20 protein-coding genes are annotated in these 23,361 nt (G+C 46.2%); 2 read left to right on the top strand and 18 right to left on the bottom strand.

Features of this window, described 5'->3' with window-relative positions:
• The first annotated feature begins 65 nt into the window (after positions 1-65).
• Positions 66-1,061 carry a LysR substrate-binding domain-containing protein gene (locus ACHAL6_RS06050; RefSeq protein ID WP_395269351.1) on the top strand — a complete coding sequence of 332 codons (996 nt, stop codon included), beginning with the start codon at positions 66-68 and terminating at the stop codon, positions 1,059-1,061.
• 138 nt (positions 1,062-1,199) lie between these two features.
• Here ACHAL6_RS06050 and ACHAL6_RS06045 read toward each other — a convergent pair whose 3' ends face one another.
• From ACHAL6_RS06045 to ACHAL6_RS05975, 15 genes are all read right to left on the bottom strand, one after another.
• A complete protein-coding gene (locus ACHAL6_RS06045) occupies positions 1,200-1,850 on the bottom strand; it encodes a TetR/AcrR family transcriptional regulator (RefSeq protein ID WP_395269350.1) in 651 nt (216 codons plus the stop codon).
• A complete protein-coding gene (locus tag ACHAL6_RS06040; RefSeq protein WP_395269349.1) occupies positions 1,843-5,637 on the bottom strand; it encodes an efflux RND transporter permease subunit in 3,795 nt (1,264 codons plus the stop codon). Before ACHAL6_RS06040 ends, ACHAL6_RS06045 begins: the two co-directional genes overlap by 8 nt.
• A gap of 282 nt (positions 5,638-5,919) precedes the next feature.
• Complete coding sequence (locus ACHAL6_RS06035; RefSeq protein ID WP_395269348.1) at positions 5,920-7,116, bottom strand: DUF2812 domain-containing protein; 1,197 nt, start codon at positions 7,114-7,116, stop codon at positions 5,920-5,922.
• The gene (locus tag ACHAL6_RS06030) at positions 7,113-7,427 is read right to left on the bottom strand and encodes a PadR family transcriptional regulator (protein ID WP_395269347.1); all 315 of its coding nucleotides are present in this window, start codon (positions 7,425-7,427) and stop codon (positions 7,113-7,115) included. The genes ACHAL6_RS06035 and ACHAL6_RS06030 overlap by 4 nt, the downstream gene beginning before the upstream one ends.
• Before the next feature lie 220 nt (positions 7,428-7,647).
• A complete protein-coding gene (locus ACHAL6_RS06025; RefSeq protein ID WP_395269346.1) occupies positions 7,648-8,520 on the bottom strand; it encodes a DUF1028 domain-containing protein in 873 nt (290 codons plus the stop codon).
• 15 nt (positions 8,521-8,535) lie between these two features.
• Complete coding sequence (locus ACHAL6_RS06020; RefSeq protein WP_395269345.1) at positions 8,536-9,102, bottom strand: chromate transporter; 567 nt, start codon at positions 9,100-9,102, stop codon at positions 8,536-8,538.
• Complete coding sequence (locus ACHAL6_RS06015; RefSeq protein WP_395269344.1) at positions 9,103-9,666, bottom strand: chromate transporter; 564 nt, start codon at positions 9,664-9,666, stop codon at positions 9,103-9,105. It abuts the gene before it with no gap.
• Positions 9,667-9,676: 10 nt separating this feature from the next.
• On the bottom strand, positions 9,677-11,281 hold the full coding sequence (locus ACHAL6_RS06010) for a gamma-glutamyltransferase family protein (protein ID WP_395269343.1): 1,605 nt from the start codon (positions 11,279-11,281) through the stop codon (positions 9,677-9,679).
• A 33-nt stretch (positions 11,282-11,314) separates the two neighbouring features.
• Positions 11,315-12,916, bottom strand: coding sequence for an oligopeptide/dipeptide ABC transporter ATP-binding protein (locus tag ACHAL6_RS06005; RefSeq protein ID WP_395269342.1), 1,602 nt, complete (start codon positions 12,914-12,916; stop codon positions 11,315-11,317).
• A complete protein-coding gene (locus ACHAL6_RS06000) occupies positions 12,913-13,893 on the bottom strand; it encodes an ABC transporter ATP-binding protein (protein WP_395269341.1) in 981 nt (326 codons plus the stop codon). The genes ACHAL6_RS06005 and ACHAL6_RS06000 overlap by 4 nt, the downstream gene beginning before the upstream one ends.
• A gap of 30 nt (positions 13,894-13,923) precedes the next feature.
• The gene (locus ACHAL6_RS05995; protein ID WP_395269340.1) at positions 13,924-15,507 is read right to left on the bottom strand and encodes an ABC transporter substrate-binding protein; all 1,584 of its coding nucleotides are present in this window, start codon (positions 15,505-15,507) and stop codon (positions 13,924-13,926) included.
• 12 nt (positions 15,508-15,519) lie between these two features.
• Positions 15,520-16,389: an ABC transporter permease gene (locus tag ACHAL6_RS05990; RefSeq protein WP_395269339.1), complete on the bottom strand. Its 870-nt coding sequence runs from the start codon at positions 16,387-16,389 to the stop codon at positions 15,520-15,522.
• A gap of 12 nt (positions 16,390-16,401) precedes the next feature.
• Positions 16,402-17,343, bottom strand: coding sequence for an ABC transporter permease (locus ACHAL6_RS05985; protein ID WP_395269338.1), 942 nt, complete (start codon positions 17,341-17,343; stop codon positions 16,402-16,404).
• A 580-nt stretch (positions 17,344-17,923) separates the two neighbouring features.
• Positions 17,924-18,574 (bottom strand): sugar O-acetyltransferase, encoded by a 651-nt coding sequence (locus ACHAL6_RS05980; RefSeq protein ID WP_395269337.1) that lies wholly within the window; start codon positions 18,572-18,574, stop codon positions 17,924-17,926.
• An 89-nt stretch (positions 18,575-18,663) separates the two neighbouring features.
• Positions 18,664-19,542, bottom strand: coding sequence for a mechanosensitive ion channel family protein (locus tag ACHAL6_RS05975; protein WP_395269336.1), 879 nt, complete (start codon positions 19,540-19,542; stop codon positions 18,664-18,666).
• A gap of 202 nt (positions 19,543-19,744) precedes the next feature.
• Between ACHAL6_RS05975 and ACHAL6_RS05970 the strand changes: the two genes are divergently transcribed.
• Positions 19,745-20,227 carry a flavodoxin family protein gene (locus ACHAL6_RS05970; protein WP_395269335.1) on the top strand — a complete coding sequence of 161 codons (483 nt, stop codon included), beginning with the start codon at positions 19,745-19,747 and terminating at the stop codon, positions 20,225-20,227.
• A gap of 28 nt (positions 20,228-20,255) precedes the next feature.
• Here ACHAL6_RS05970 and ACHAL6_RS05965 read toward each other — a convergent pair whose 3' ends face one another.
• The 3 genes from ACHAL6_RS05965 to ACHAL6_RS05955 all read right to left on the bottom strand — a co-directional run bounded on the left by ACHAL6_RS05965 (position 20,256) and on the right by ACHAL6_RS05955 (position 23,355).
• Entirely contained in the window at positions 20,256-21,935 is a 1,680-nt protein-coding gene (locus ACHAL6_RS05965) for an SWIM zinc finger domain-containing protein (RefSeq protein WP_395269334.1), read from the bottom strand.
• Complete coding sequence (locus ACHAL6_RS05960) at positions 21,932-22,204, bottom strand: DUF6429 family protein (protein WP_395269333.1); 273 nt, start codon at positions 22,202-22,204, stop codon at positions 21,932-21,934. Before ACHAL6_RS05960 ends, ACHAL6_RS05965 begins: the two co-directional genes overlap by 4 nt.
• A 224-nt stretch (positions 22,205-22,428) precedes the next feature.
• Complete coding sequence (locus ACHAL6_RS05955; RefSeq protein WP_395269332.1) at positions 22,429-23,355, bottom strand: tocopherol cyclase family protein; 927 nt, start codon at positions 23,353-23,355, stop codon at positions 22,429-22,431.
• Between the last annotated feature and the right edge of the window lie 6 nt (positions 23,356-23,361).

Below are 23,361 nucleotides of genomic sequence, written 5' to 3'. Positions count from 1 at the left end.
AAAAATCTCTTTTCCACGAAAGAAAATATAATGATTGTTTGATTGAAAGCGGGTGGTGATCCTCTGTGATTCACAAATTTTGCTGCTCACTGAAAAACAGACTCATGCATCAAACGATAATATGCAATTATAAATCAAGACAACGGGAGGTACTGATTATGAATATACTTCAACTGAAATATCTCGTGGCTATTGTAGAAAATGGTTTTAACATCACTCAAGCCTCAAAAGAACTTTTTATATCTCAACCAGCTCTCAGCAAATCTGTCTCTCAGATGGAAGCTACTGTAAATTTTATGATTTTTGAGCGTCATAAAGGCAGACTCTCTCATCTCACCGTCGATGGTCAGATCATTTATGACCATGCGAAGAGAGTCCTCTCCGAATATGATGAACTAATGGGAATCATAGAACTTCGTTCCAGAAGTGAGGAAGGAGAAGTTGTTTTAGGTATCCCGCCTCTTGTGATTACGACTTTATTCACTGACTTTCTCAATAAAATCAAATCCAAAAATGATCAGGTCAAAGTTACTGTTCTGGAATATGGCGGACATACATTGGAAGAAATGATGAAAAATGAGAAAATCAACTTTGCTATTCTCGTTGATTCAAACTTGTATCAGGATGATCATTTCAATTTTATAGACATTCATCTTAGTGAATTTGCTCTATACATGTCAAGAAATAATGAACTAGCGTCGAAAAAGTCAATTCATTGGACAGATCTGGAGAATAAGGATATAGCCATCGTTGACGATACCTATTCTGCACATCATATCTTCCAGAATCACTTGTCTGAAAACAATGTAAAGGTCAAAAGCATGTTGACTGCGTCCTCCTGGGATTACCTTTTTGCAAGCATTAAGGATCAGGATACAATAACATTCCTCCCCATTGCGATTCAGAATCTGTTCAATATGAAAGGTATAAAAGCTACTCCATTTACAGAACCTGTTCCATGGAAAATATCATTCTTCTGGCGAAAGAGAATTAATTATACCTCAGCACAGAATTATCTGATTGATTATTTCAAGTTCTATTTCAAGAAGAAACTGGACTGAAAGCACTAACATTCGTTGTTATGAAACCTCACCTTTAATATCTGTTTTATTACATGAAAGAGCCCCATCAGAAGACCAGTAACTGATCTTCTGATGGGGCTCTTTATCTGAATTCCTATGTTTACTGTAGAGCTTCAATCAGTGCAGCGTCTTCAATAAAAGCTTCAGTGTTCTGTCCTTTAAGACAGCAATCTCTTCTCTCGCCTGACTCTCGGTAAGCTCCGGCCTCTGCACTCTGCACTCTGTCATTTTCAGCTGTACAAGTTCATGGACATAAGCTGTGAAGAATCCGAAAGTCGTCATCCTCACATCTTCAAGGGTCATCTCTTCTCCGATCTGACCTTCCTCTTTGCCTCGGATCATGGCACGCTCGATCTGGTAGAGAACAATGCTCTCCATTTTCATTTGCATGTTTTCATCCATGTAGGATCCGCTTTTCATTTTCTCATGCTTCTCTGTAAGCAGCATGAGAAAAATACCGGTGAATCGTTCTTCCAGACTCTTTTCCAGATAGTCCAGTGCATTTCTTGCCATCCCTTTGAAGGTGGTTTCCTTGAACACAAACTCCGTAAGCTGCATGAAGCTCTGCTTCAGGTGATAGCCCAGAGCTTCTCTTATAATCTCTTCCTTGCTTGAAAAATATTCATAGGCTGTACTTTTTCCCATACCGCAGGATTCTGCGATATCCGCCACTTTCAATTCGTGAATCTGTCTTCCTTCTCTAAGAAGGGTCATGACCCCTTCAAAGATCAGGATCTGCTTTTGTGTGTACTTCTCCGTATTATGCATGAGTACCCTCCTCTTTAGGAGCAGGTCCGTTCTCTTCCTCCATGTCTCTCTTTTTTTCTCTGTTTAAGATGTCATAGAGAACCGGAACGATGAAGAGTGTCAGAAGTGTCGCATAGGAGAGTCCACCCACCGTAACCACGGCCATGGGCTGCATCATTTCCGCACCGCTTCCGTAGCCCATGGCAAGTGTAGCCATAGCTAGGACCGTGGTGAGGGCAGTCATGACAATGGGACGCAGTCTTGTGGTACCAGCCTTAAGCAGTGCTTCCCGCTTGGTATAGCCTCTTTCTCTCAGCTGATTCACATAATCCACGAACACGATACCGTTGTTGACGACAACGCCAGCCAGTACCAGGAATCCGAGCATCGATATGACCGAAAGCTCCATCCCCAGGATGTACAGCAAGAGGAATCCGCCTGTAAAGGCCAGTGGCAGTGTAAACAGTACAATGAACGGGGACAGAAGATTCTGGAACTGCGCCACCATGATGAGATAGATGAACACAATGGCCAGAAGAATCATGATGATCAGATCTCCCATGGTGTCCTGGATGGTCTCGTTCTCTCCTTCCAGTGTCACCACATATCCTTCCGGCACTTCCAGGCTGCTCAGCTTATCCTCAAAGTCTCTGCTCACAAGGCCGATGTTGTAGCCGTCAGCAATGGAGGCCGATACCGTCATGTATCTGCTGGAATTCGTTCTTCTTATGGACATGACGCTTTCCGTCACGGAAATGTCGGCAATGTCTTTCAGAATGATGGTCTTTTCTGTACCATCTCGTAAGGTAACATCCATGGAAAGGTCTCCGATGGTATCTCTTGAGAGGCCTTCCATACTTGGCTTCAGAAGCACCACAGGGTAACTGGTCCCCATCTCTGTGAGCTGCGTTGCAGTGATTTCCTCGCTCAGGGCAGAGGATACTTCCGCAAACACCTGTGCCACGGTGAGTCCCTCTACAATGGCTTTGTCCTTGTTCACTTCAATTCGGATTTCTTCTCCAGCATCTTCAAGGCCCGTAGTAACCTCATCGGTTCCTTCCGTTTCTTCCAGAAGAGCTGCCGCATCTCTCGCGATGTCAGCCATGGTGTCCAGGTCGAAGCCCTTGATCTGCACCTGAATACCGCTGCCGCCTAGGGCAGACAGATCCATATTGGATGCGGATACGGCGACTTCTCCACCCATGTCTTCCGTCACTTCATAGATCATTCTTTCCACGTCACGGTTGGTCATTTCTCTGTCGTCCTTCAGAAGAATATAGAATGTGCTTGCATCTGCACCCTGCATTCCTCCGCCTCCGCCGAATCCCATGAAGCCTGCTCCGCCGCCACGCATGACGCCAACAGTCTCCACCGCTTCTATGGATAGAATCTTCTCCACCACTTCATCATTCAGCGCATTCACTTCACTGGTCTTCAGACCGTCCGGCGCTTCATAGGTCGCAGACATCTGAGGGGAATCCACTTCTGGAATGAATGCTGTACCGATTCGAGTGACCCCGAAAATGCTCAGACCCAGCATGCCCACAGCGAAAAGAATCACCAGGGGCTTGAATCTCAGCGCCACGGACAGCGCCTTCTCGTAGGCGCGTGTTGTTCCATCAAACCACTTGTGCGGCTTCTCGCTGGTTTTTCGAAGAAGCGTGGCACCCATGGATGGAACCAGTGTCAGTGCCACAATAAGGCTGGCTACCAGGCTATAGGCTATGGTCAGCCCCATATCCGTGAAGAGCTGCCTTGAAATCCCTTCCGTGAATACGATGGGAAGGAAGACGGAAATGGTTGTCAAGGTGGAAGCGAAAATCGCTCCGGAAACTTCTTTCGCACCCTGAATGGCTGCCTCATCAGCAGGCATCCCCTCTTTACGGAGTCTGTAGATGTTCTCGATGACAACGATACTGTTGTCCACCAGCATACCTACTCCCAAGGCAAGACCCGACAGGGAGATCACATTAAGGGTAACATTACTGAAATACATCAGCACCACTGCAAAGGTCAGACTGATGGGAATACTCAGTGCGATGACGAAGGTCGGTTTCAGGTCTCTTAAGAAGATGATCAGTACCAGAATCGCAAGAAGTCCTCCGAAAAGAAGATTCTGCATGACGCTGCTTGTGATCATGTCGATATAGTCTCCCTGGTCCATCATCGGTGTGATGCTGAGCCCCTCGTTCTCTGCTTCCAGTCTCTCGATTTCAGCTTCTATGGCATCGGAGACCTCCGCCGTGGAGGAAGTACTCTGCTTCTGGAATGTCAGAAGAACACCGTTGTTTCCATTGACCTTGGTATAAAGTTCATCAGAATTGTCTTTCTTGCCCACTTCAGCCACTTCATTGAGGTAGATATCCCCGATGGGCTCCATGCTGAACAGAACAAGACTGTCGATTTCCTGTGGTTCTTCGAAATTGTCTCCCACTTTGACGAGAATCTGATCATCTCCCTCGGCGATGTATCCTGCAGGCATACTGAAGTTCTGCGCCTTCAGTATGTTGGAGATCATCTCTTCTGTCAGTATGTTGGTAAGGTCAGCGCTGCTCAGCGCTTCCTCTTTGGATTCTTCAAAAGTGGCCAGCCCTTTATCCAGTTCCGTCATACCGTTCTGCATCTGGACTTCGGCTTTGGCCAGCTCCACCGCCATGGTGATCTTACCCGCTTCCAGCTGCTCATAAGCACTCTTCGCTTCATTCAGTCCACTCTCCAGCTGTGGCTTCATGGCATTTAAGGTCATCTGCCTGATGTTTATGCTCTGAAGATCCAGTTCCACTGCAATCAGCGTCTTGATGGCTTCCGCAGCCTGTTCTGAAAGCTGCGCAGCTCCTTCCTGAGTCATTCCTTCCATATTTTCAGGAACTCCTGACTGGATACTGTCGAGAATGGCCTGAAAATCCTCCGGCGTGAGGTTTTCCGCACCATCCGGGAAGATGCTTTCAAATACGGCATTCATGTCCAGAATGCTGCCAAGCTGTTCTCTCGCCGCTTCCAGCGCCGCTTTTTCCGCGGTAAGACTTGCTTCTTCTGCCAGCAGGGCATTGAGATTCCCCATGGCACTGTTGAGTTCGGTACTTGCTTTTGCAATCTGCTCCTTCTGGTTCGTGGATTCTGTTGCCAGAGTCTTCTGACCGGATGCCAGGGCTTCCTGTGCATCCTTCAGCTCATTTTCCGCTTTGGCAAGTTCCGTCTGGATATTGCCTTTCACTTTTTCATTGAGGGCTGCAATCTTTTCCGGCACAAGTGAAATCTCCAGTCTTGATTCTACAAGTCCACTTCCAGTGACAGCCGCCACACCTTCCTGTCTTTCAAAGGAAGGCATAACCACTTCTTCTGCGAATTCTGAAAGCTCATCCAGCTCCATACCTTCCACATCTACACTGGCGACAAAAATAGGCAGCATATCCGGGCTGATCTTCATGAGAATCGGAGACCCGATGCCTTCGTCCATGGATCCTTTCACCTGGTCGATGCTTCCTGAGAGCTCGATCATGGCACTGTCCATGTTGGTTCCCTGGACATACTCCATGAAGATCATGCTGGAGTTCTCACTGGAAACGGACTGTATGCTGCTCAGTCCACTGGACGTACCCAGTGCCGCCTCCATGGGCCTTGTGACCAGCTGCTCCACCTTCTCAGGACTTGCACCTGGATAGGGCGTGATGACGACTACATAAGGCAGATCTATGGTGGGCAGAAGATCGGTCTTCATGCCCATAAATGAAATCACACCAAGTACAATGGTGAGTATCACCGCCACCACTACGGTATATGGTTTTTTTACGCTGTATTTCGAAAACATGTAAAATCCTCCTCGGAATCATCCGACCGAACGGTCGGTCGGAAATCTTTTCTCATTTTAGCACCATATAATACTGCTGTAAACAAAGAAATTCTTATGTTTTCCTTAACCCCTAAGGTCCCAGGTTACTGGAGCTTAGAACCATGGGACTTCTCCCATCATTATGCCTCTTCTCCTCTGATAGCTTCTAATTCATTCCGTCGTAAAACAGCCTCAGACATGAAATAGAACTCCGGATCTTCATCACGGAGTTCATGGCTTCCTTATATAGGATAGAAGCAGTTACATTTTCTCTTTCTGATAGTTTCTCAAGGTGTCATAGATCTCATCAAGGTGAGCAGAGAGGTCTTCATAGCCGTGATACCGGACATAGAGCACACTTTTCCCGATTCGCCCGAAGAACATCTGTGTATCTTCACTCTTTACCAGAATGGCATCATCAACCCCCTCGATGAAGAGCTCCTGATGCTGGATGGGTCTGTATCTGTAAAATTCCAGTGTATCTTCCATGAGCTCTTTGACAAGACGTTTTCCCAGGAAGGCGAACCGCACTTCATAGTATTCGCTGCTCAGGGAAGGGGAATAGGTTCCGGATCCATCTGCCCACATCTCTCCTTTCACTTCACCACTCTGATGGAGTTCATAGATGACCGGAGCAAGTTCTGTCCAGTCATAACGGATTTCCTCATCTCTATACCCGTCCTGGTCTTTGATGAAGCCTTCCTTCTGCTCAATATCCGTAAGCTGTATCATGGGAATGGGTTCACTGATCTCTGCAAGATTCTTCTCCCATCCTCTAGTCAGCAGAAGAAAAGAGTTGAATATCATGATCACGCCGAACAATCCCAGAATTCCGTTGATGACATAAGGCGCATAGCTTTTATGGTAAACACGCTTCCTGGGTAATTCTTCCCCCTTCTCCAGACCGTCCTGAAGCAGTTTCAGTTTCTTTCTGCTTGTATGGATCTGATAATAGAGAAATGCATAGAGAATCAGCATCATGACCTGATAGGAGCCGTTTCCGTACCGCACAGCATAAAGAATCGGCTGTTCCTGATGAAACACAGGCAGTAGAATCAGCACTGCAAGAAGTGGAACTGATATGAGATAGATGCGGCTTGACAGCTTCAGCTTCTTTTCAAGATGGGAAAAAGCATAGCTTTGGGTCATAGGGTCTGTATGCAGCTCCCTGAAGTCCTTATCTTCCGTGCTGTAGATATGGAATCCGTTCCTGATGGTGCATACATAGTCCCATCCATACGCCTTGTAGGCATCCAGCTGGTCCTCTCTGGGCTTTTCCTCTTCTCTCATGAGCGGTTCCAGCCGGTAGAGGACTCTTTTGGGCTCTCCTTCTTCAAAGTGCCCGTAGGTTGCAATTCTTTTAAGAAACAGTCCCTCCGCCGCCATATCGCTGAGATAGCTCTGCATGGCCGGTATGTCATAGATATCCACCGGAATCATTTTCCTTTTCATCTTCATAGCGTTACCTCGCTTTCTCCGTCCATGACGCACCTTTTAAGCCGAAGGAGCTCCTCCTGAAAGAGTCTTTTACCTTTGAGCGTAATCTCGTAGGTACGTTTTCTGCCTTCCACCGCTGTCTCCGAAATGATCTCTTCCTCTTCAAACCTTGCCAGGATGGTATAAAGGGTACCGGGACCCATGACCACCCTTCTTTTCGTCTTGTTTTCGATGAACTCCACCACATCGGTACCGCACATCTCCTCTTTCTGGAACGCCATGAGCACATAGAACATGCTTTCCGTCAGACCATCCAGCGCTTTCTTCGCCAATTTCAACACCTCACTTCAATATCAAGTATCGATATCATATAAGGATATTGTAATATCGATACTTGATATTGTCAACTGCACTTTCTTCCATTGATGTACAGATGTCAGTATTTCTGAAGATGAAATCTTCCTTTTCTCTGGAATACAAAATCACCCTCCATGTAGAACAGCTGCTTTAGCATACTGTCATTACAGGAGAGTGATTCTGAATTCTTTATTCTTATTCCTGCTCAGCCCTCTTCTCTAGAAAATCCAGAACATTCTTGTCCAGCCAGTTTCCAGGAATCATTCTTTCTTCGAAGTTCTCCACACCGCAGAACTGTTCATAGCTTTTCCTTGTTTCTTCATCATACCTGCCGTGCATAGACCCTTTGTAGTAGCCGAGTTTACCAAGAGATTTCTGAAGCTTTTCTACATACTCATGCTCTGCTGGAAGTTTCTCTTCCTCTTTCGTCTTCTGAAAGTACATCTCATGAAGCTGAAGAAGACGCTGAAGCTCTCTGATGGGCTGAGGGTGATCATCCACCCTGAGATCGATGGCCCTATCATTGTATCCTCCGTAGCTGCCTTTCTCTTTGACCACCAGAAGTGCCGCGGATTGTCTTCCCCTTTTGTCTCCCCCGGCATGCTGCGCTGCATCCAGTGCACTGACCAGCCGCTCCGCAAGGGTGCCGGAAATATTGAAAAACACTTCTTTCAGGGCAGTCACTGTCTCTTCACCGACGAGAATGTTCCCCTGGCAGGCAAAATTCTCACCGGATAAACCTCCTGCGTAGCTGAAGCAGTTCTTCCCGGTATAGGATACTCCGTTTCCGCTGGCATCCACGATCCCCACCTGTCTCTCTTCATGGTCCGGGTCCAGCGCGAGGAGTGCATGGAGCGTTTCTTCTGCTGTGTATCCTCTTTCAAGGAGTTCAAGACCTAATTCACCATAATGAAGATTGGCCATGGCCTGCGTAGCGATGGCACCTACACCCGCTTTTGCCCACGGAACCACTGCACCGACTCCTAAGAACTTAGATTGCACGGCAATGCCCAGCTCCTCTGTAACCGGGTCAAAACCGATGATGGAAAATGTAGCAATGTTCTTCATATAAACTCCTTTCAATCAGCTGATCCCGGTAATTATAAGATTCCCGAGAATGCCCGCCACTGCGCCGATGATGATGATGACAATCAGATCGAATCGTCTGGTCAGCTTCAGTGCGAATCCTAGAACGAAAGTCAGAACAGCCAGTACACTGATGTTTGCAAAGGCCACATCTCCGTCAAACAGCGCACTGCTCATCATGGATAAGGCTGCGATGGCGATGAGACCTACGATGCCAGGCTTGAGACCCTTCAGCATCTTGTCCAGAAACCCTATTTTCTTGTCTCTGAAGATAAAATACGCAAGAATGGTCATGAGTATGAACTGTGGGGTCACATTCCCCAGCGTTGCCACAACAGCACCAGGTAATCCTGCCACTTTCGTTCCTACAAAAGTGGCGGAATTGATGGCGATGGGTCCTGGTGTCATCTGCGAAATGGAAACGAGATCTGTCATTTCCTTCAGATCCATCCATCCCCTGTCTTCCACCACGAATTTCTGTATGAGGGGAAGTACAGCGTAACCACCGCCAAAAGCAAAGGCTCCGATCTGGAGAAACACCCAGTATAATTCCAGAAGTACCATCTACTTCACCTGCCTTTCATCAAAAATTGTGAAGGTCGCAAGACCGATCACAGCCAGCGTAATGATAATGATGATGGTATGCACATTGGCGAAATAACTTGCGGCAAAGGCGCCGACCATAAGCGTCAGGCTGAAATACCGGTGCTTCTTCATAGCCGCTTTGCCCATGTCATAGACCGTCAGAAGAAGGACTGCACTGATGACGCCCCCCATACCGATGAGTGCAGACTTCACCCAGAAGTTTCTGGAGAAGGCATCATAGAAATAGAACAGAATGGAGATGATGATAAGGCAGGGCAAAACCGATGCAAAAAGCGCCGTCAGTGCTCCCTTGAATCCTCTCAGTCTATACCCGGTGAGAAGAGATGTGCTGATGGCCATGGCGCCCGGTCCGGATTGGGCCAGGGCAACCAGCCCCAGCATTTCCTCTTCATCGATGAGTTTTCTCTTTTTCATGAACTCATCTCGAATAACCGGCACAATGGTATAGCCTCCACCGAAAGTGAATGCATTGATTTTCAGAAAAGTGATGAATATTTCTCGTAATCTGATTTCCTCTTTCATCGCATCACCATCAGTAGACAGCAAGGTTGCTGTCTGTTCTGGACTCCGTTCCTGCCGCATAAGCCCCGTTTTCCAGTTTCACAATGATCTGCCCTCGTCCGAAATGTGTGCTGTCGGGTTCCACTTCCACATCGTGACCCCTTTCTCTGAGCTTTGAAACAATATCCGCATCAAAGAAGGACTCCACCTTGAATGTTTTCTCCTTCATCCACTGCCATCTGGGCGCATCCAGCGCCATCTGAGGGTTCAGATTGAAATCCAGAAGGTTCGATACCACCTGGAAATGGCCCTGGGGCTGCATGTATCCCCCCATAACGCCAAAGACCACCTTGCATTTTCCATCCTTTATAAGCATACCGGGAATGATGGTGTGATAGGTCTTCTTACCAGGTGCAAGTACGTTCACATGTTCCGGATCCAGTTTGAAATCCGCCCCACGATTCTGCAGGGAAATGCCTGTTCCCTTGACCACCACACCACTGCCGAATCCCATGTAATTGGACTGGATCATGGAAACCATGTTTCCATCCTTATCCGCTGTATTGAGATACACCGTTCCACTGGATGAAGGATCATCATGACTGTGGAGCACGGCTTCGTCCTTGATCTGGCTATGTCTCTTCTTGCCGTAAGCCTCGGATAACAGAAGCTTCGGATCCATTTTCATATGACTGCTGTCCGTAATGTAATGCATGCCGTCAGCAAAAGCCATCTTCATGCTTTCGAACATATGATGATAGTAGGACGCATCATTTTTTGACACGTCATGGTTCCTGAAGATGTTCAGTGCCATAAGCGCCACCATGCCCTGTCCGCTGGGAGGAAGTTCCACTACATCATAACCCCTATAGTTCACTGAAAGAGGTGTAACCCACTGAGAACTGAATTTTTCCAGGTCTTTTTTTCGGAGATATCCTCCGTGGAGTATGGAATCCTCTTCCATGGCCATGGCCAGTTCTCCGTTGTAGAATGCATCGCCTCCACTTTCACCTATGCGTCTAAGCGTCGCTGCATGGTTGGGAAGCTTCACCATCTGGAAAGGTTCTGGTGGCAATCCATTGAAGGTGAAGGTGCGAAACCACTCCTTGAACTCCTCTTTGTCTCCATAGAGCTTCAGATTTCTTTCATAGGCGCGTTTCCACATCTTTGCCGTATTAGCCGCCACGGGAAACCCTTTTTCCGCATAAAGGATAGCAGGTTCCAGGCACTCCAGCAGCGTGAGATTTCCAAACCGTTCAGACAGCGTAGCCCAACCTTTCGGAGCACCCGGCACTGTGACTGGAATCCAACCATGGACCGGCATGGTCTCATGGTCAGCGCTGATCTTCTCAAGTGAGATTTCCCCTGGAGATGGGCCGTTGGAATTCATGCCATAAAGCTTCTCCTTCATCCAGACCAGGGCAAAGTTGTCTCCCCCTATGCCATTGGCTGTAGGTTCCACCACAGTCAGGCAGGCTGCGGTGGCTATGGCTGCATCTACAGCATTACCTCCTTTTTTCAGAATATCCAGCCCCGCCTGAGCAGCCAGAGGATTCCCTGTGGCTACCACTCCGTTGGCTGCACCCAGCGTCAGTCGCTGGGAGGAATAAGGTTGATGGTTCGGATCAAATTTCATGTATTTCCTCCTTGTACAGGTAAATTATTCATCTCACATATCTATGGTCTTCCTGCTGAATTCATTCTCCTGTCCGCTGAACAGATGACAGGCTACTGAATGATCTTCCTCCAGCAGAATAAGTTTCGGTTTCACCTTTCTGCATACTTCCATGACATGAGGACATCGTGTGTTGAAAGGGCATCCGGATGGAGCATTGATTGGACTTGGGATTTCTCCTCTGATCACATCCTCTTCCTTTTCCTCCTCCCTGGTTCTGAGCCTTGGAACAGAAGCAAGCAGGGATTGGGTATACGGGTGCATCGGCTTTTCAAAGATTTTCGCCGCACTGCCGTACTCGAAATTGTATCCGAGATACATCACCATAAGCCGATCGCAGAAATGCTTCACGACACCCAGGTCATGGGTGATGAAGAGATACGTCAGATCCAGTTCCTCATGAAGGTCAGTGAGCAGTTTCAGAATCTGGGCTTGGACTGAAACATCCAGAGCAGAAACGGATTCATCAAGAATGAGAAAATCCGGATTCAGCGCCAGAGCTTTTGCAATGCCGACTCTCTGTTTCTGACCACCTGAGATGGTGTTGGGATAGCTGTCATAATGTGCAGATTTAAGTCCCACTTTCTCAATGAGGTCCAGTGCCACTTTTTTTCTCTGAGCCGCATTGTAATCCGTATGAATCAGAAGTCCTTCTTCTATGATCTTCCCGATGGTCATTCGGGGATCCAGAGACGCAGCGGGATCCTGGAAAATCATCTGCATGTCCTTTCTCTGCATTCTCATTTCCTTTGATGTGAGCTTCGTCAGGTCTATGCTGTCAATCTTATGTCGTTCCAGTCTGTCCAGATAATGCTCAAACTGGGCACGTTCATGGATGGGCAGAATGTTCTTGCCTTTATAGCTTTCCGCTTCCGCAAGAAATCCGTTTCCTTCCGCTTTGGCTTCCGTGATTCTGCCCATCAGGTCCTTCATTTTCTCCTTGGATGCGCTAAGCGCTTCTCCTTCGGGCATCCCCAGACTCGCTTCCTGCTCTTTTTTCAGCTCCTGCTTCAGCAGAAAGACCTTTTCCAGATTTCTTGCCGCTTTTTCATAGAGCCTGCTGATTTCATCGATTTCCTTAACAAGGATCAGTGAACCGCAGATTTTCGCCCCCTCTCTGAGCTGTCTCGATGAATTCTTTCTGGCCTCTTTCATATCGTATTCAAGCTTCAGTATTTTCTTTTCCAGCTGAGAATGCTTCTTCGATTCTTTTTCGCTTCCTTCTGGATCAGTTTCCTCCAGCTGATGCGAAAGTGCATGAAGTTTCTCCTCATGCTTCAGAGACTCCTGATAATACAGGGATGCCTTCTTCTGATATTCGGGCAGTTTTTTCACTTCTTTCATGATATAGGAAGGGTTGAGATCAGACAGCGTCTTCCCATGATAGATCATGGCTCCTGATGATGCATCATGAAGTCTCAAAAGGACTTTACCAAGTGTTGACTTCCCACATCCGGATTCTCCCACCACAGCAAACCGGTCACCCTTGTTCAGCACGAAACTGATGTCATCCAGGGCTTTGAGCTGCTGGCGTCTATTCACTTTGAAGTACTTTTTCACTTTTCTTACTTCTATTAACGGTGTTTTCTCATTCATAAGCCAAACTCCTCTTCCACTTTGAAACAGGCTACAAAGTGCCCTTCATAGGGTTCCACCTGTTTCGGCTGCTGGCGGGCGCACTTCTCCGTAGCATAAGGGCAGCGGGGATGAAACCTGCAGCCTGACACGGGTTCTGTCAGAAGCGGTATCGAGCCGTCAATGGGCTTCAGTTCAAAATCTTCCGCATCGATCTGCGGATACGCCTTGAACAGTCCCTGTGTATAGGGGTGAAGCGGACGGCTGAATATTTCTTCCGTCTTCCCTTCTTCCACTTTGTCTCCTGAATACAACACTACTACGCGATCAGCTATCTCTCCCACTACACCTAAATCATGTGTGATGAAAAGGATGCCTGCATCCATTTCACGCTTCAGCGTGTTCATCAGTTTCAGAACCTGTTTCTGAATGGTCACATCCAGTGCAGTGGTCGGTTCGTCTGCAATGAGAAGAATCGGTTTTGCTGCGAGAGTCATGGCGATCATCACACGCTGGCGAAGACCCCCAGAGAGCTGAAAGGGATATTGCTTCATGCGGCTTTCAGGCTCTGGAATATCCACCTTTCGTAGCGCCTCCACCGCAAGCCTTTTCGCTTCACTCTTGCTGATTTTTCTGTCATGTTGTCTTATGTTTTCTATGATCTGAAATCCCACGGTCAGAAGAGGATTCAGTGCCGTCATCGGTTCCTGAAAAATCATACCCATCTTGCTGCCCCGTGAGAGTCTTCTCTCTTTCGCCGTCATCAAACCAAGGTTCTTCCCATTCAGAACCATTTCACCACCAGTCACCTGACCATTTTCCGGGAGAAGGTCCATCAGACAAAGCGTTGTAACACTTTTACCGCATCCTGATTCTCCTACTATGCATAAGGTCTCATTTTTATCGATATGGAAAGAAAGATTATGAATCACTTCATAATCTTTTTTCCCGATGGTGAACGTGGTGGTCAATCCCTTGACATCTAATACTTTTCCCATATTACCCCACCTTTTCATTTGAATTTTTCATTACTCCGCCAGTTTGAATGTCTGCACCTTGAAGTAGGTTCCAGGCAGAATGCTCACATTCTCATACTTCTCTGAGAAGGCAAAAGTGTTGAATGGATTATACAGTGGAACCACTACAGCATCCGTAAGTGCCTGCTTATTTGCAGCATCCAGTTTATCAAGACGCACATCCATATCCATGGTTTCTCTGCTTTCATTGACAAACTGATCAAAAGCATCATTCTTGTACTGAACACGCTGTGAGGAATTCACTGAATGAAGGTTCGGATCAAAGAATTCTGTTCCATCACCAGTTACGTTTGCCCAAGTCAGAACTACAAGGTCAAAAGCGTTTGGCTGTTTTGCAGTATCAAGGTAAGTTGCAAATTCCTGTGGCAGAAGCTCCACGTTGTTGAATCCGGCTTCCTTCAAGGATGCCTGAATGTATTCAGCTACGGTCTGGGTCGCCTGGACAGTTGAAGTCAGTATGACCACAGGTTCATCCTCGACACCTGCTTCTGCTACGGCTTTCTTTGCGGCTTCCAGATCAAAGCCATATCCGTAATTCTCCGCTTCTTCCTTATATCCGAAAACAGTGGATGGAAGAATGGAATTGGTTCCAAGCGCATTTCCTTCTAAGGTTTCAACATAGGATGCTCTATCGATTGCCATGAGCATGGCCTGTCTTACCTTCTCATTACTCATCAGCTCAGGGTTCTTGGCTGTGTCTGTTCTTAGTCCAAGATAAGTGATCTGTGAGCTCGGAGAGGTGACAAAATTGACACCAGGTATGTTTTTCACTCTGTTCACGTTGGTCAGCGGTACTACAGGCATGAAGTCCGCTTCGGCTGTTTCCAGTCTGGAAATTGCAGTAGAGGCTTCTGCTACAACTGTGAACACGACTTTCTTGATGTCCGGCTCTTCGCCCCAGTAGTTTTCATTGTATTCCAGCACATACTCACTGCCCGCAACAGCTTCGGTCATGACATAGGGTCCTGTTCCGACAGGCTCCGTCATAAGTGCGACACCATCAGAGTTTGGAGAAATCATCGCACTGTTCATATGTGCGAATTTCGCCACAAGCACACCATCAGGATAGCTCAGATTGAGTTTCACCTCATATTCTCCGATGACTTCCACCGATTCGACAGAGGCTGCGATGGAAGCTCTCGCTGAACCGTATTCTTTGTCCTTGATTCTTTCTATGGTGAATTTCACTGTTTCCGCATTGAATTTTTCACCATTTGAGAATGAAACATCCTCACGCAGCTTGATCGTAGCAGAAAGTCCATCCTCACTGCTTTCAGGGAAATCCAGCGCAAGATTCGGTTCATAGCTTGTTCCGTCCTGTGTTCTGTTATAAAGGGTATCATAAATCTGTATATTGATATCGGAAGACATGGAATCATTTGTAGTCAAAGGATTGAATCCTGTAGGCTGTGCATTCAGGATAATATTGAAAGGCTCGTCAGCTGACACGGCAGGCGCTTCCGCCCCGGGATTATCCCCCGATGCTTCCGGTGCTTCGTTTTTGACTCCACTGGCGCAGCCTGCAAATAATACTGCACTGAGGGCAAGGACCATGGCGATTCTTGTTTTTTTCATAATAATTTCCTCCTAAGCGTTTTCTTTTAGTGAAGGATCAAAAAGATCCGTTAACTTATCTCCAAGTACGTTGAAACTGATGACCAGAATCATGACTACAATTCCTGGTATGATGATGAGACTCGGCCGATCCCACATATATTCTTTTGCTGTAGCGATCATTCCACCCCATTCCGGTGCCGGTGGTGGAGTGCCTAGTCCCAGGAAGCTGAGTGTGGCAATGGACATGATGGATGAGGCAAGTCTCATGGTAGCAATGACAATGATGGTGCCCATGATGTTAGGCAAGATATGGTACAGAATGATTCTGAAATCATTGGCCCCCAGCGTTCTGGTTGCAACTATGAATTCCTCCTGCTTCACAGATAGAACCTTTGACCTCACCATTCTTGCAAAGGATGGTATGGACCAGATCGAAATGGCTATGGTCGCATTCAGGGTTGATACGCCAAGCATTGCCACAATCAGCATCGCAAGGAGAATTCCCGGAAAAGTGAAGAGCACATCCATCAGTCTCATGATGGGATTGTCCAGTTTAGGGAAGTACCCCGCCAATACGCCAAGCAGTACACCTGCCGTAAGTCCAAGAGCCGTTGCCGCCAATGCGACAATCAGAGTGATTCTTCCCCCATAAAGCAGTCTTGAGAAAGTATCTCTGCCTAGATGATCCGTACCGAGGAGTCTTCCCATGGAATTCTCCTTATCCCAGAAACCTGGTAATAATCTTTCCTTCACAGCCTGGTCCTCTGGTCCATAGGATGTAAGCACAGGCGCCAGTACAACCATAAGAACCACGATAACGATAAGAATCAGTGCCAATGTGGCTGTGGGATTCTTGATCAGCTTTTTAAAAGCCGCTTTTATTCCTCGTCTGTTTTCCATCAATCCACCCCCCTACTCATAACTGATTCTTGGATCCACCACTACATATAGAAGATCCACGACAAGATTCACAACCACAAACAATGCTGCAATGACAAGCACCGTACTCTGTACTGCAGGATAGTTTCTTGCATTAATGGAATTGAGAAGATAGGTTCCAACCCCATTGATCACAAATACTTTTTCAGTAACAATGGCCCCTCCCAGGAGTCCGCCGAAACTGGTTCCAAAAACGGTCAGAATCGGAATCATCGCATTTCTCAGGCCATGTATGATGACAATCCGATTGCTCTTAAGCCCCTTTGCTTTGGCAGTTCTTATATAGTCAGATTGGAGGACACTGATCATCGAGTTTCTTCCGATTCTCATGAACTGTGCCGCTACTGCCATCCCTAAAGCTGAAGCAGGTAGAACTGCCTGCTTGAACCCTTCCGCCGTCCAGAAGAAGTCCGTCATGCCTCCTGTGGAAAACCATCCGAGCTTCACCGAGAACAAAAGAATCAGCATACTCCCGAGCCAGAAATTCGGAATGGAAATCCCCGCCAGCGAGGTAGTGGTTAGAAGCTGGTCCACCCAGCTGTCCTTTCTCACCGCCGCATAGATTCCTATGGGAATTCCAATGAAGGTAGCAAGAAGAATTGCTGCAACTGCCAGATTCAAGGTGTAAGGAAGCCTTACAGCGATTTCATCTATGATCGGCTGTCTTGTGGTGATGGAAGTCCCTAAATCTCCCTGAAGCAGAAGGGAGAGATAATTCCAGTATTGAATCAGAAACGGTTTATCCAGCCCCAGGTATATCCTGATTCTCTCTACGTCATCCGCGGTCGCATTCACTCCAGCAACCAGTTCTGCAGGATCACCCGGTGCAAGGTAGAGACTTGTGAACACAATGAATGTGATCCCCAGCAGCAGCAGAATCATTTGTAATAATCTTTTCAGCACATACTTCCCCATTGAACCATCCCTCTCGCATATAATAACGAACAATAATACCCTTTTCTCGATATAACATTTGTGCTTGCAGCTTCTTCTTATATTCATATTTCTTTAGAATCAGCTGTTTATTCATATTTATTTCCCGATAAATTCTTATGACAGAAATTCATTGTTCGTTTAAATAATTGTATGAATATTATCATTTTATTAATTTACTGTCAATATATTTAACCTTTCATACTAATAACGGATAACGTTTACACTTTTGATAATAATATGTCAGTATGCCTGAAATTTCATGAAATGAAAATTATACCGTTTACATCTGAATCTGCATTGCCATATTTGAAGACAATGTTTCTCATTTCCTGTAAGATTCAGAAAGTTGCTTCGTTTTTCAAAACTTTTCATCATTGACTATATTCAACATGAAAAAATACAGAAAACTTACTCAGTAAGATTTCTGTATCCTTTCACCTTCTATATTTTTCAGACATTTCTCTTGTTTTTATACAATAATTCAAGTTACTCCCTGCATTTTAGATGTTATGTACTTCCCCTAGAACCCGGTCAACATCTGGAAATTCCAACAGCCTTTTCAGTCGCTTACATCCTTTGTCTTCAGCATGTCCTGAATTTCCTGCCAGGACTCCTGATCATATTCACGTTCTTTATAGTAGTAAGGCCTGTCTTCTTCCGTGATCTCTCTGATGATCCTCAGGGGATTTCCCACTGCTAGCATATCGGCAGGCACATCTTTTCCGACTACACTTCCTGCTCCGATGACTGCATTGTCTCCGATGGTGACGCCAGGAAGAATCACCGTGTTTCCACCGATCCATACATTATCACCGATGGTGACGGATATGCCATACTCATAGCCTGTGTTTCTCATTTCAGGATGAAGCGGATGCCCGGCTGTGTAGATGGCCACATTGGGTGCCACCTGCACATTGTTTCCGATGCTCACTTTCGCCACATCCAGCACAAGAAAATTATAGTTGGCAAAGAAATTTTCCCCCACTTCTATGTTATATCCGTAATCACAATGAAAGGGGGGCAGTATGTTCACCGTTTCTCCAGTCTTCCCGAGAATGTTCTTCATCATCTCCGGCAGCTTATGATGCTCTCTCGGATGAAGATGATTAAATTCATAAAGTTTTTCTCTGCAGACCATCCTTTCCTCTTCCAGTCCATCCATCCAGGCTTTATAAGGCAGCTCTTTCAGCATTCTTTCTTTCTGATCCATTTAATTCTCCTCAATTTCCATATTTTTATCAGAATCCATGTGTATCTCTATGGAATTACGCCAAGTCATCTCTATTCCCTCTTCCCTGATCATAGATTCTTATTATAATCCACCATCTCAATGGTCTGAGATGCAAGCTCAATCTCCCCGTGATGCTGTTCCAGCTCCTCCAGAAGTCTGGTGAAAAGCACATCTTTTGTGACTCTTCTTTTTTTGATGTCCACCACATAACGTAGGGACAAGGTGACCCAGTTGTCATCAAAGGTCAGAAAGATCTGATTTTCAAGGGTGGCATCTTCCAGCCTGAAGTGCTTCCGCATTTCAAACCAGGCGTCCTTCGCGCTGACGGAAACATCTCCGAGGACCTCATCTGATATTTTTTTGATGATGCTTCTGGCAAGCCTGATGTCACTGCCGAATCGGATGGGTATATGGATTTCATCCCATACAAACTGAAAGCTCGCTGAGTAATTGTATACTGGCGATGTAAAGATGAAACTGTTGGCCACCCTTACTATTCTTCCGTTGTACTGGTCACCGTCCACCCAGTCTCCGATTTCCATCAGCGTTGTTCGAAGAATGCCCAGGTCAATGACATCCCCCTTGATCCCTCCGAGAAGCACCCGGTCGCCCACCTTGAAGAAGTCACCGAAGAGAATGGCAAACCAGCCGGCAAAGCTTACAATGACTTCACGCAGCGCGAAGGTGATCCCCGCTCCTGCAAGGCCTAAGGTTGTATAAAGACCCTGAAATTTGTCACTGAAGGTGAATACGAAGATCAGAAAGATCACAAGATAGATGGTATTCATGACGATTTTCTTCGTGAAATACCATTTGTTCTGCTCCTGAAGCGTGGCATAAAACCGGTTCAGAATTCTCTTGGCAGACACATAAAGAATGATGGCCGCAAGAATGAATGCTCCCGCTCTGACATATAGTGGATTTATGGAATCAAAAAACTCTCTCATGGTTTCCTCCAGTTCCGTAATTGCTGTGACCAGCCCTTATATACATAATAACTGAATTGTCAGAATTTCTCCACCAGGAATCCTCACCGCGTCTCTTCCACAGGGATTCGTTTTTTTCATCACCCCGTTTATTCTCTCTTCTGGTCCGTTATAATGGATATATCAACACTACTTCGATCAGCGAAAAGACAAGGAGGACCCAATGAGATCAATTATCTTCTACAGCTCCTACTACAGAACAAATACAGAGAAAGTGGCACAAGCCATGGCTTCCGAAATCAAGGGAGAATTCAAGAACACGAAGCAGCTGAAAGACGTGGACTATGACGTCTCTTCCTATGATCTCATCGGGTTCGGGTCTGGTGTATACAGAGAAGACCTTTCTCCACAGATCTATAGACTCCTAGAGCATCTGGAACTGAAGGAGAAGAAAGTGTTTGTCTTCTCCACCAGCGGCATCGGAATGACTTTCTATAACAAAAGACTATTCCGTCACCTGAAAGAGAAAGGTGCTCTCCCCGTAGGAAGCTTCGCCTGCAAAGGTTCCTTCACTGCATCGGATTTCTCGAAAAACAGGATTTTTCATATGCTCGGAAAATCCGCAGAAGGGCACCCTAATCACAGGGACCTTTCCAATGCCAGAAAGTTCATCCTGAAAGTGATACATTACACGCGCAACTTATGATACTCCTGTTTCTACAAAGCTGATCCCTTCACTTTTTAAGTTGATTTTCTATGTAGTGATTTATTTCCGCTAGCATCACTTTTCTTCCGGGAAAGGCAGCTTTCCAGGAATCCGTAAGCTTCCTGATCCAAAGCTCTCCATCAGGCAGTTCTTTCATCTTGTCCAATATGGTAATGAGGTACTCATAGTGAGATCTGCCTCCTCTTTTCATCGCCAGCAGGTTCACTTCATGGGTGTATTTTTCCAGAATTTCCTTTGGATATCTTTCTCTGAGATCTTCATCATATCTTTCAAGCTCCTCAATCCCAGAAGAGTTCATGACAAAATCCAGGAGTCTGTCATATAACCCTTCCTCTTTATAGATCCGATCAACATATCTCATCTGAGACAGATGCTTTAAGATCTCATCTCTTTTCTTCTGCCATTTCTTCTCCCCAAACAAGCTCTTCAGCTCCCTGTAATAGTCCAGATCTCCCCAGAAGTCCTGAATAACAAGGTCCGTTAGCACTTCCGCATATCCTCTCATATTTTCCGTCCACAGATAGAGATCCTTCAGCATGACTTTCATTTCAAAGTCAGACCTGTAGACAAGAGATTCCAACCCTATACTGTCTTTCAGTATGGAGATTGCCTCTTCATACTTTTCACTTTCTATGCACCTGTGTACCCACTGTTTCCTGACCTCATAAACATACCAGTAATCTTTAATGATTTTCTTCAAGCGCTCATCCTCTGTGTCCATTTGTCTTAAAATCTCTACATACTGCAGCACCCAGTATCCCAGCACAGGATCATTATATCTCTGCCGTCCCTTCCTCTCATGCTTATGGACCCTCTCTTCTACATAGTGAAGTTTCAGGGGTAGAAACTCCGGTTCTCTAAACTCATTCAGAAGGAGATGCTCAAGCATCTCCTTCATATACTCATCAGAAACTTCATTAAGCTTTCTGATGATCCAGGAAAACATGGTTTTCTTGGCGGAAACTGTGACATCCGACAAGGACTGCATGCAGAGTTCAGCACAGTCCTCCAGAAGCAATCCCATGCTGCCACCTGAATCATCCATCTCAACAGCACCTACAGTATCTATGAGATGCCTAAACAACTGCAGTACTTCCGCATAATACCGGCCTTGTATGAGCAGCTTTGCTTCCTCAGTGAATAAGTCACTCAGTCCGTCCAGAAATTCCTCCATGACGTAGTAACGTATCGTTCCCCGGTCCGATAAGTAGGCTTTGATGTGCTTTTCAAACCTACTTCTTGTTCTCGCTGCTTCTTTCTTCACGGATTCAGGCTTAAGGTATGCTTTAAATCGTCTCAGCAGGCGTTCATCCTCATGAAGTGCTCGGATAATAAATTCTCTTACAACCTTTTCTTCCGCGTCCATCACCAGTCTTTCTGGACTGTTCTGGATCCAGTATTGCTTCATCTTCTCCTGTGCTTTCTCATCACCTTCAAATGCGTAAAGCACCGCCGCAATATGCTTGCAGATATGTCTTTCTTCCGCATAGGGACAGCTGCAGTGGACCTCCTTCACGATGTTTTCTCCAAACTCGATTCCCACCCCATACACCTTCGTTCCACGTACTGTAGCATATAAGGAATTTTCTTCCATAGTAAGCTTCCCTACATGTCCTTTATCAAAATAATCCAGTCCTCTTTCCAGAATATGATCCGGAAACAGAATCTGCCATCGGTATTCCATCATTCTTTCCTTTCCTCTATTCCATATTGCTCAAGAAGCTTTCTCGCATACACTACCCCTTCTGGAGTGATCCAGACACTTTTCGATCTGGACGGGTGTTTTCCCTGACTAATGAATCCCTGATCTGAAAAGCTGTTCAGCACCGTAAAAGGGTACCCCTTCCAAGATAGATTTTCCGTGGTGAATCCTCCTTCTTTCTCACTGAATCGGGTCAGATAGAGAAGCAGCATGGTCATTTCCTCCACTGCCTTACGAGCGTTTTTGTTCTTCATGAAAATCTCCTTTCCATCTTATTATTCTGTTCTCTTCCACTTACAGTATATCTAATCAACGATCTGCTATAAAGCAGAATGACTGCATAGGATCGCTCCCATTCAGTTTTATCAACCACAAAAGCAGATAACTTTGACAAAATATTCATAACGTTTCAAAACTATCCATGACCTGTGAAAATATAACAGGGCTTTCGCTTGTTCCATAAGCGAAAGCCCTTGAGTCATAGCTGATCATAATGCACGTCGATGGATGCCCGATCAGTTTCCAGATGCACCAGATTCTTCTTTCCTTTTTGAAGCAGAACCTCCACCCTTCCATCCAGAGATTCCTTGATCTTCGCCTTCATCTCTCCATGGTCCGGAGAGACCAGTGCCACAGGGTGGGCCTGCTTTGCTTTGATGACCACCCTGTGTTTTCCTTTCCCGAGGATCGCCACAAAGGAATCACCGCGCACCTTGAAGTGGAGCATTCTGCTCCCTTCAATGCTGGAGAACCTGTATTCCTTTCCCTCATGATGAAGAACGAGAAAGAATCCTCTGGCGTGCTGCCCTAGAACAGGCACTGTGGCATAGCTGAAGACCACGGAACTCTCTTTCCAGTCATTGGCCTGGACCCAGACATATTCCCGGGGGAAACCGGTGCCCCAATCCTTCTCCACATAGCCGGAAGCCTGATCTACAAACCACGTCCTTTCCCCGATGTGAAGCACTCCATTCACTGCATGGTCCATGCTGGTGATGGAATGGTTGCACTCATTGGGAAACAGAGTAAGCCATCCCATGATGCCGGGTCTGAAGAATGACTTTCTGATGGGTGTCAAGTCACTGAATAGAAATTCACCCTTCACCGGAATTCCATCCATGAGAAAATCCAGCACCATCCCTTTTTCCGTCAGTCTGTTCTTTCCGATGTGAAGAACGAAGGGATCCTTCTCATAGGAGAGCTCCTCTATAGGGAACCAGATATAGGATGTTTTCTGATCCAGGCTGCTGGTGAACTGAAGAAAAGCATGACTGGTCTCTTTATGGGTGGTATACCCCCAGATGACGGAAAACATCAGATCATTCTTCTGATCATCCACTTTGGAGAACCAGCCTTCAAAAGCCGCTTTTTTCTCCAGTCCTACCATAATACCGAACTGATTCATGAAGCA

This window comes from Proteiniclasticum sp. C24MP (assembly GCF_043951855.1).
In the GTDB taxonomy this organism is placed as follows: domain Bacteria; phylum Bacillota; class Clostridia; order Clostridiales; family Clostridiaceae; genus Proteiniclasticum.
The sequence above is the reverse complement of the archived record's forward strand: the minus strand, read 5'-3'. Positions and strand labels throughout refer to the sequence as shown.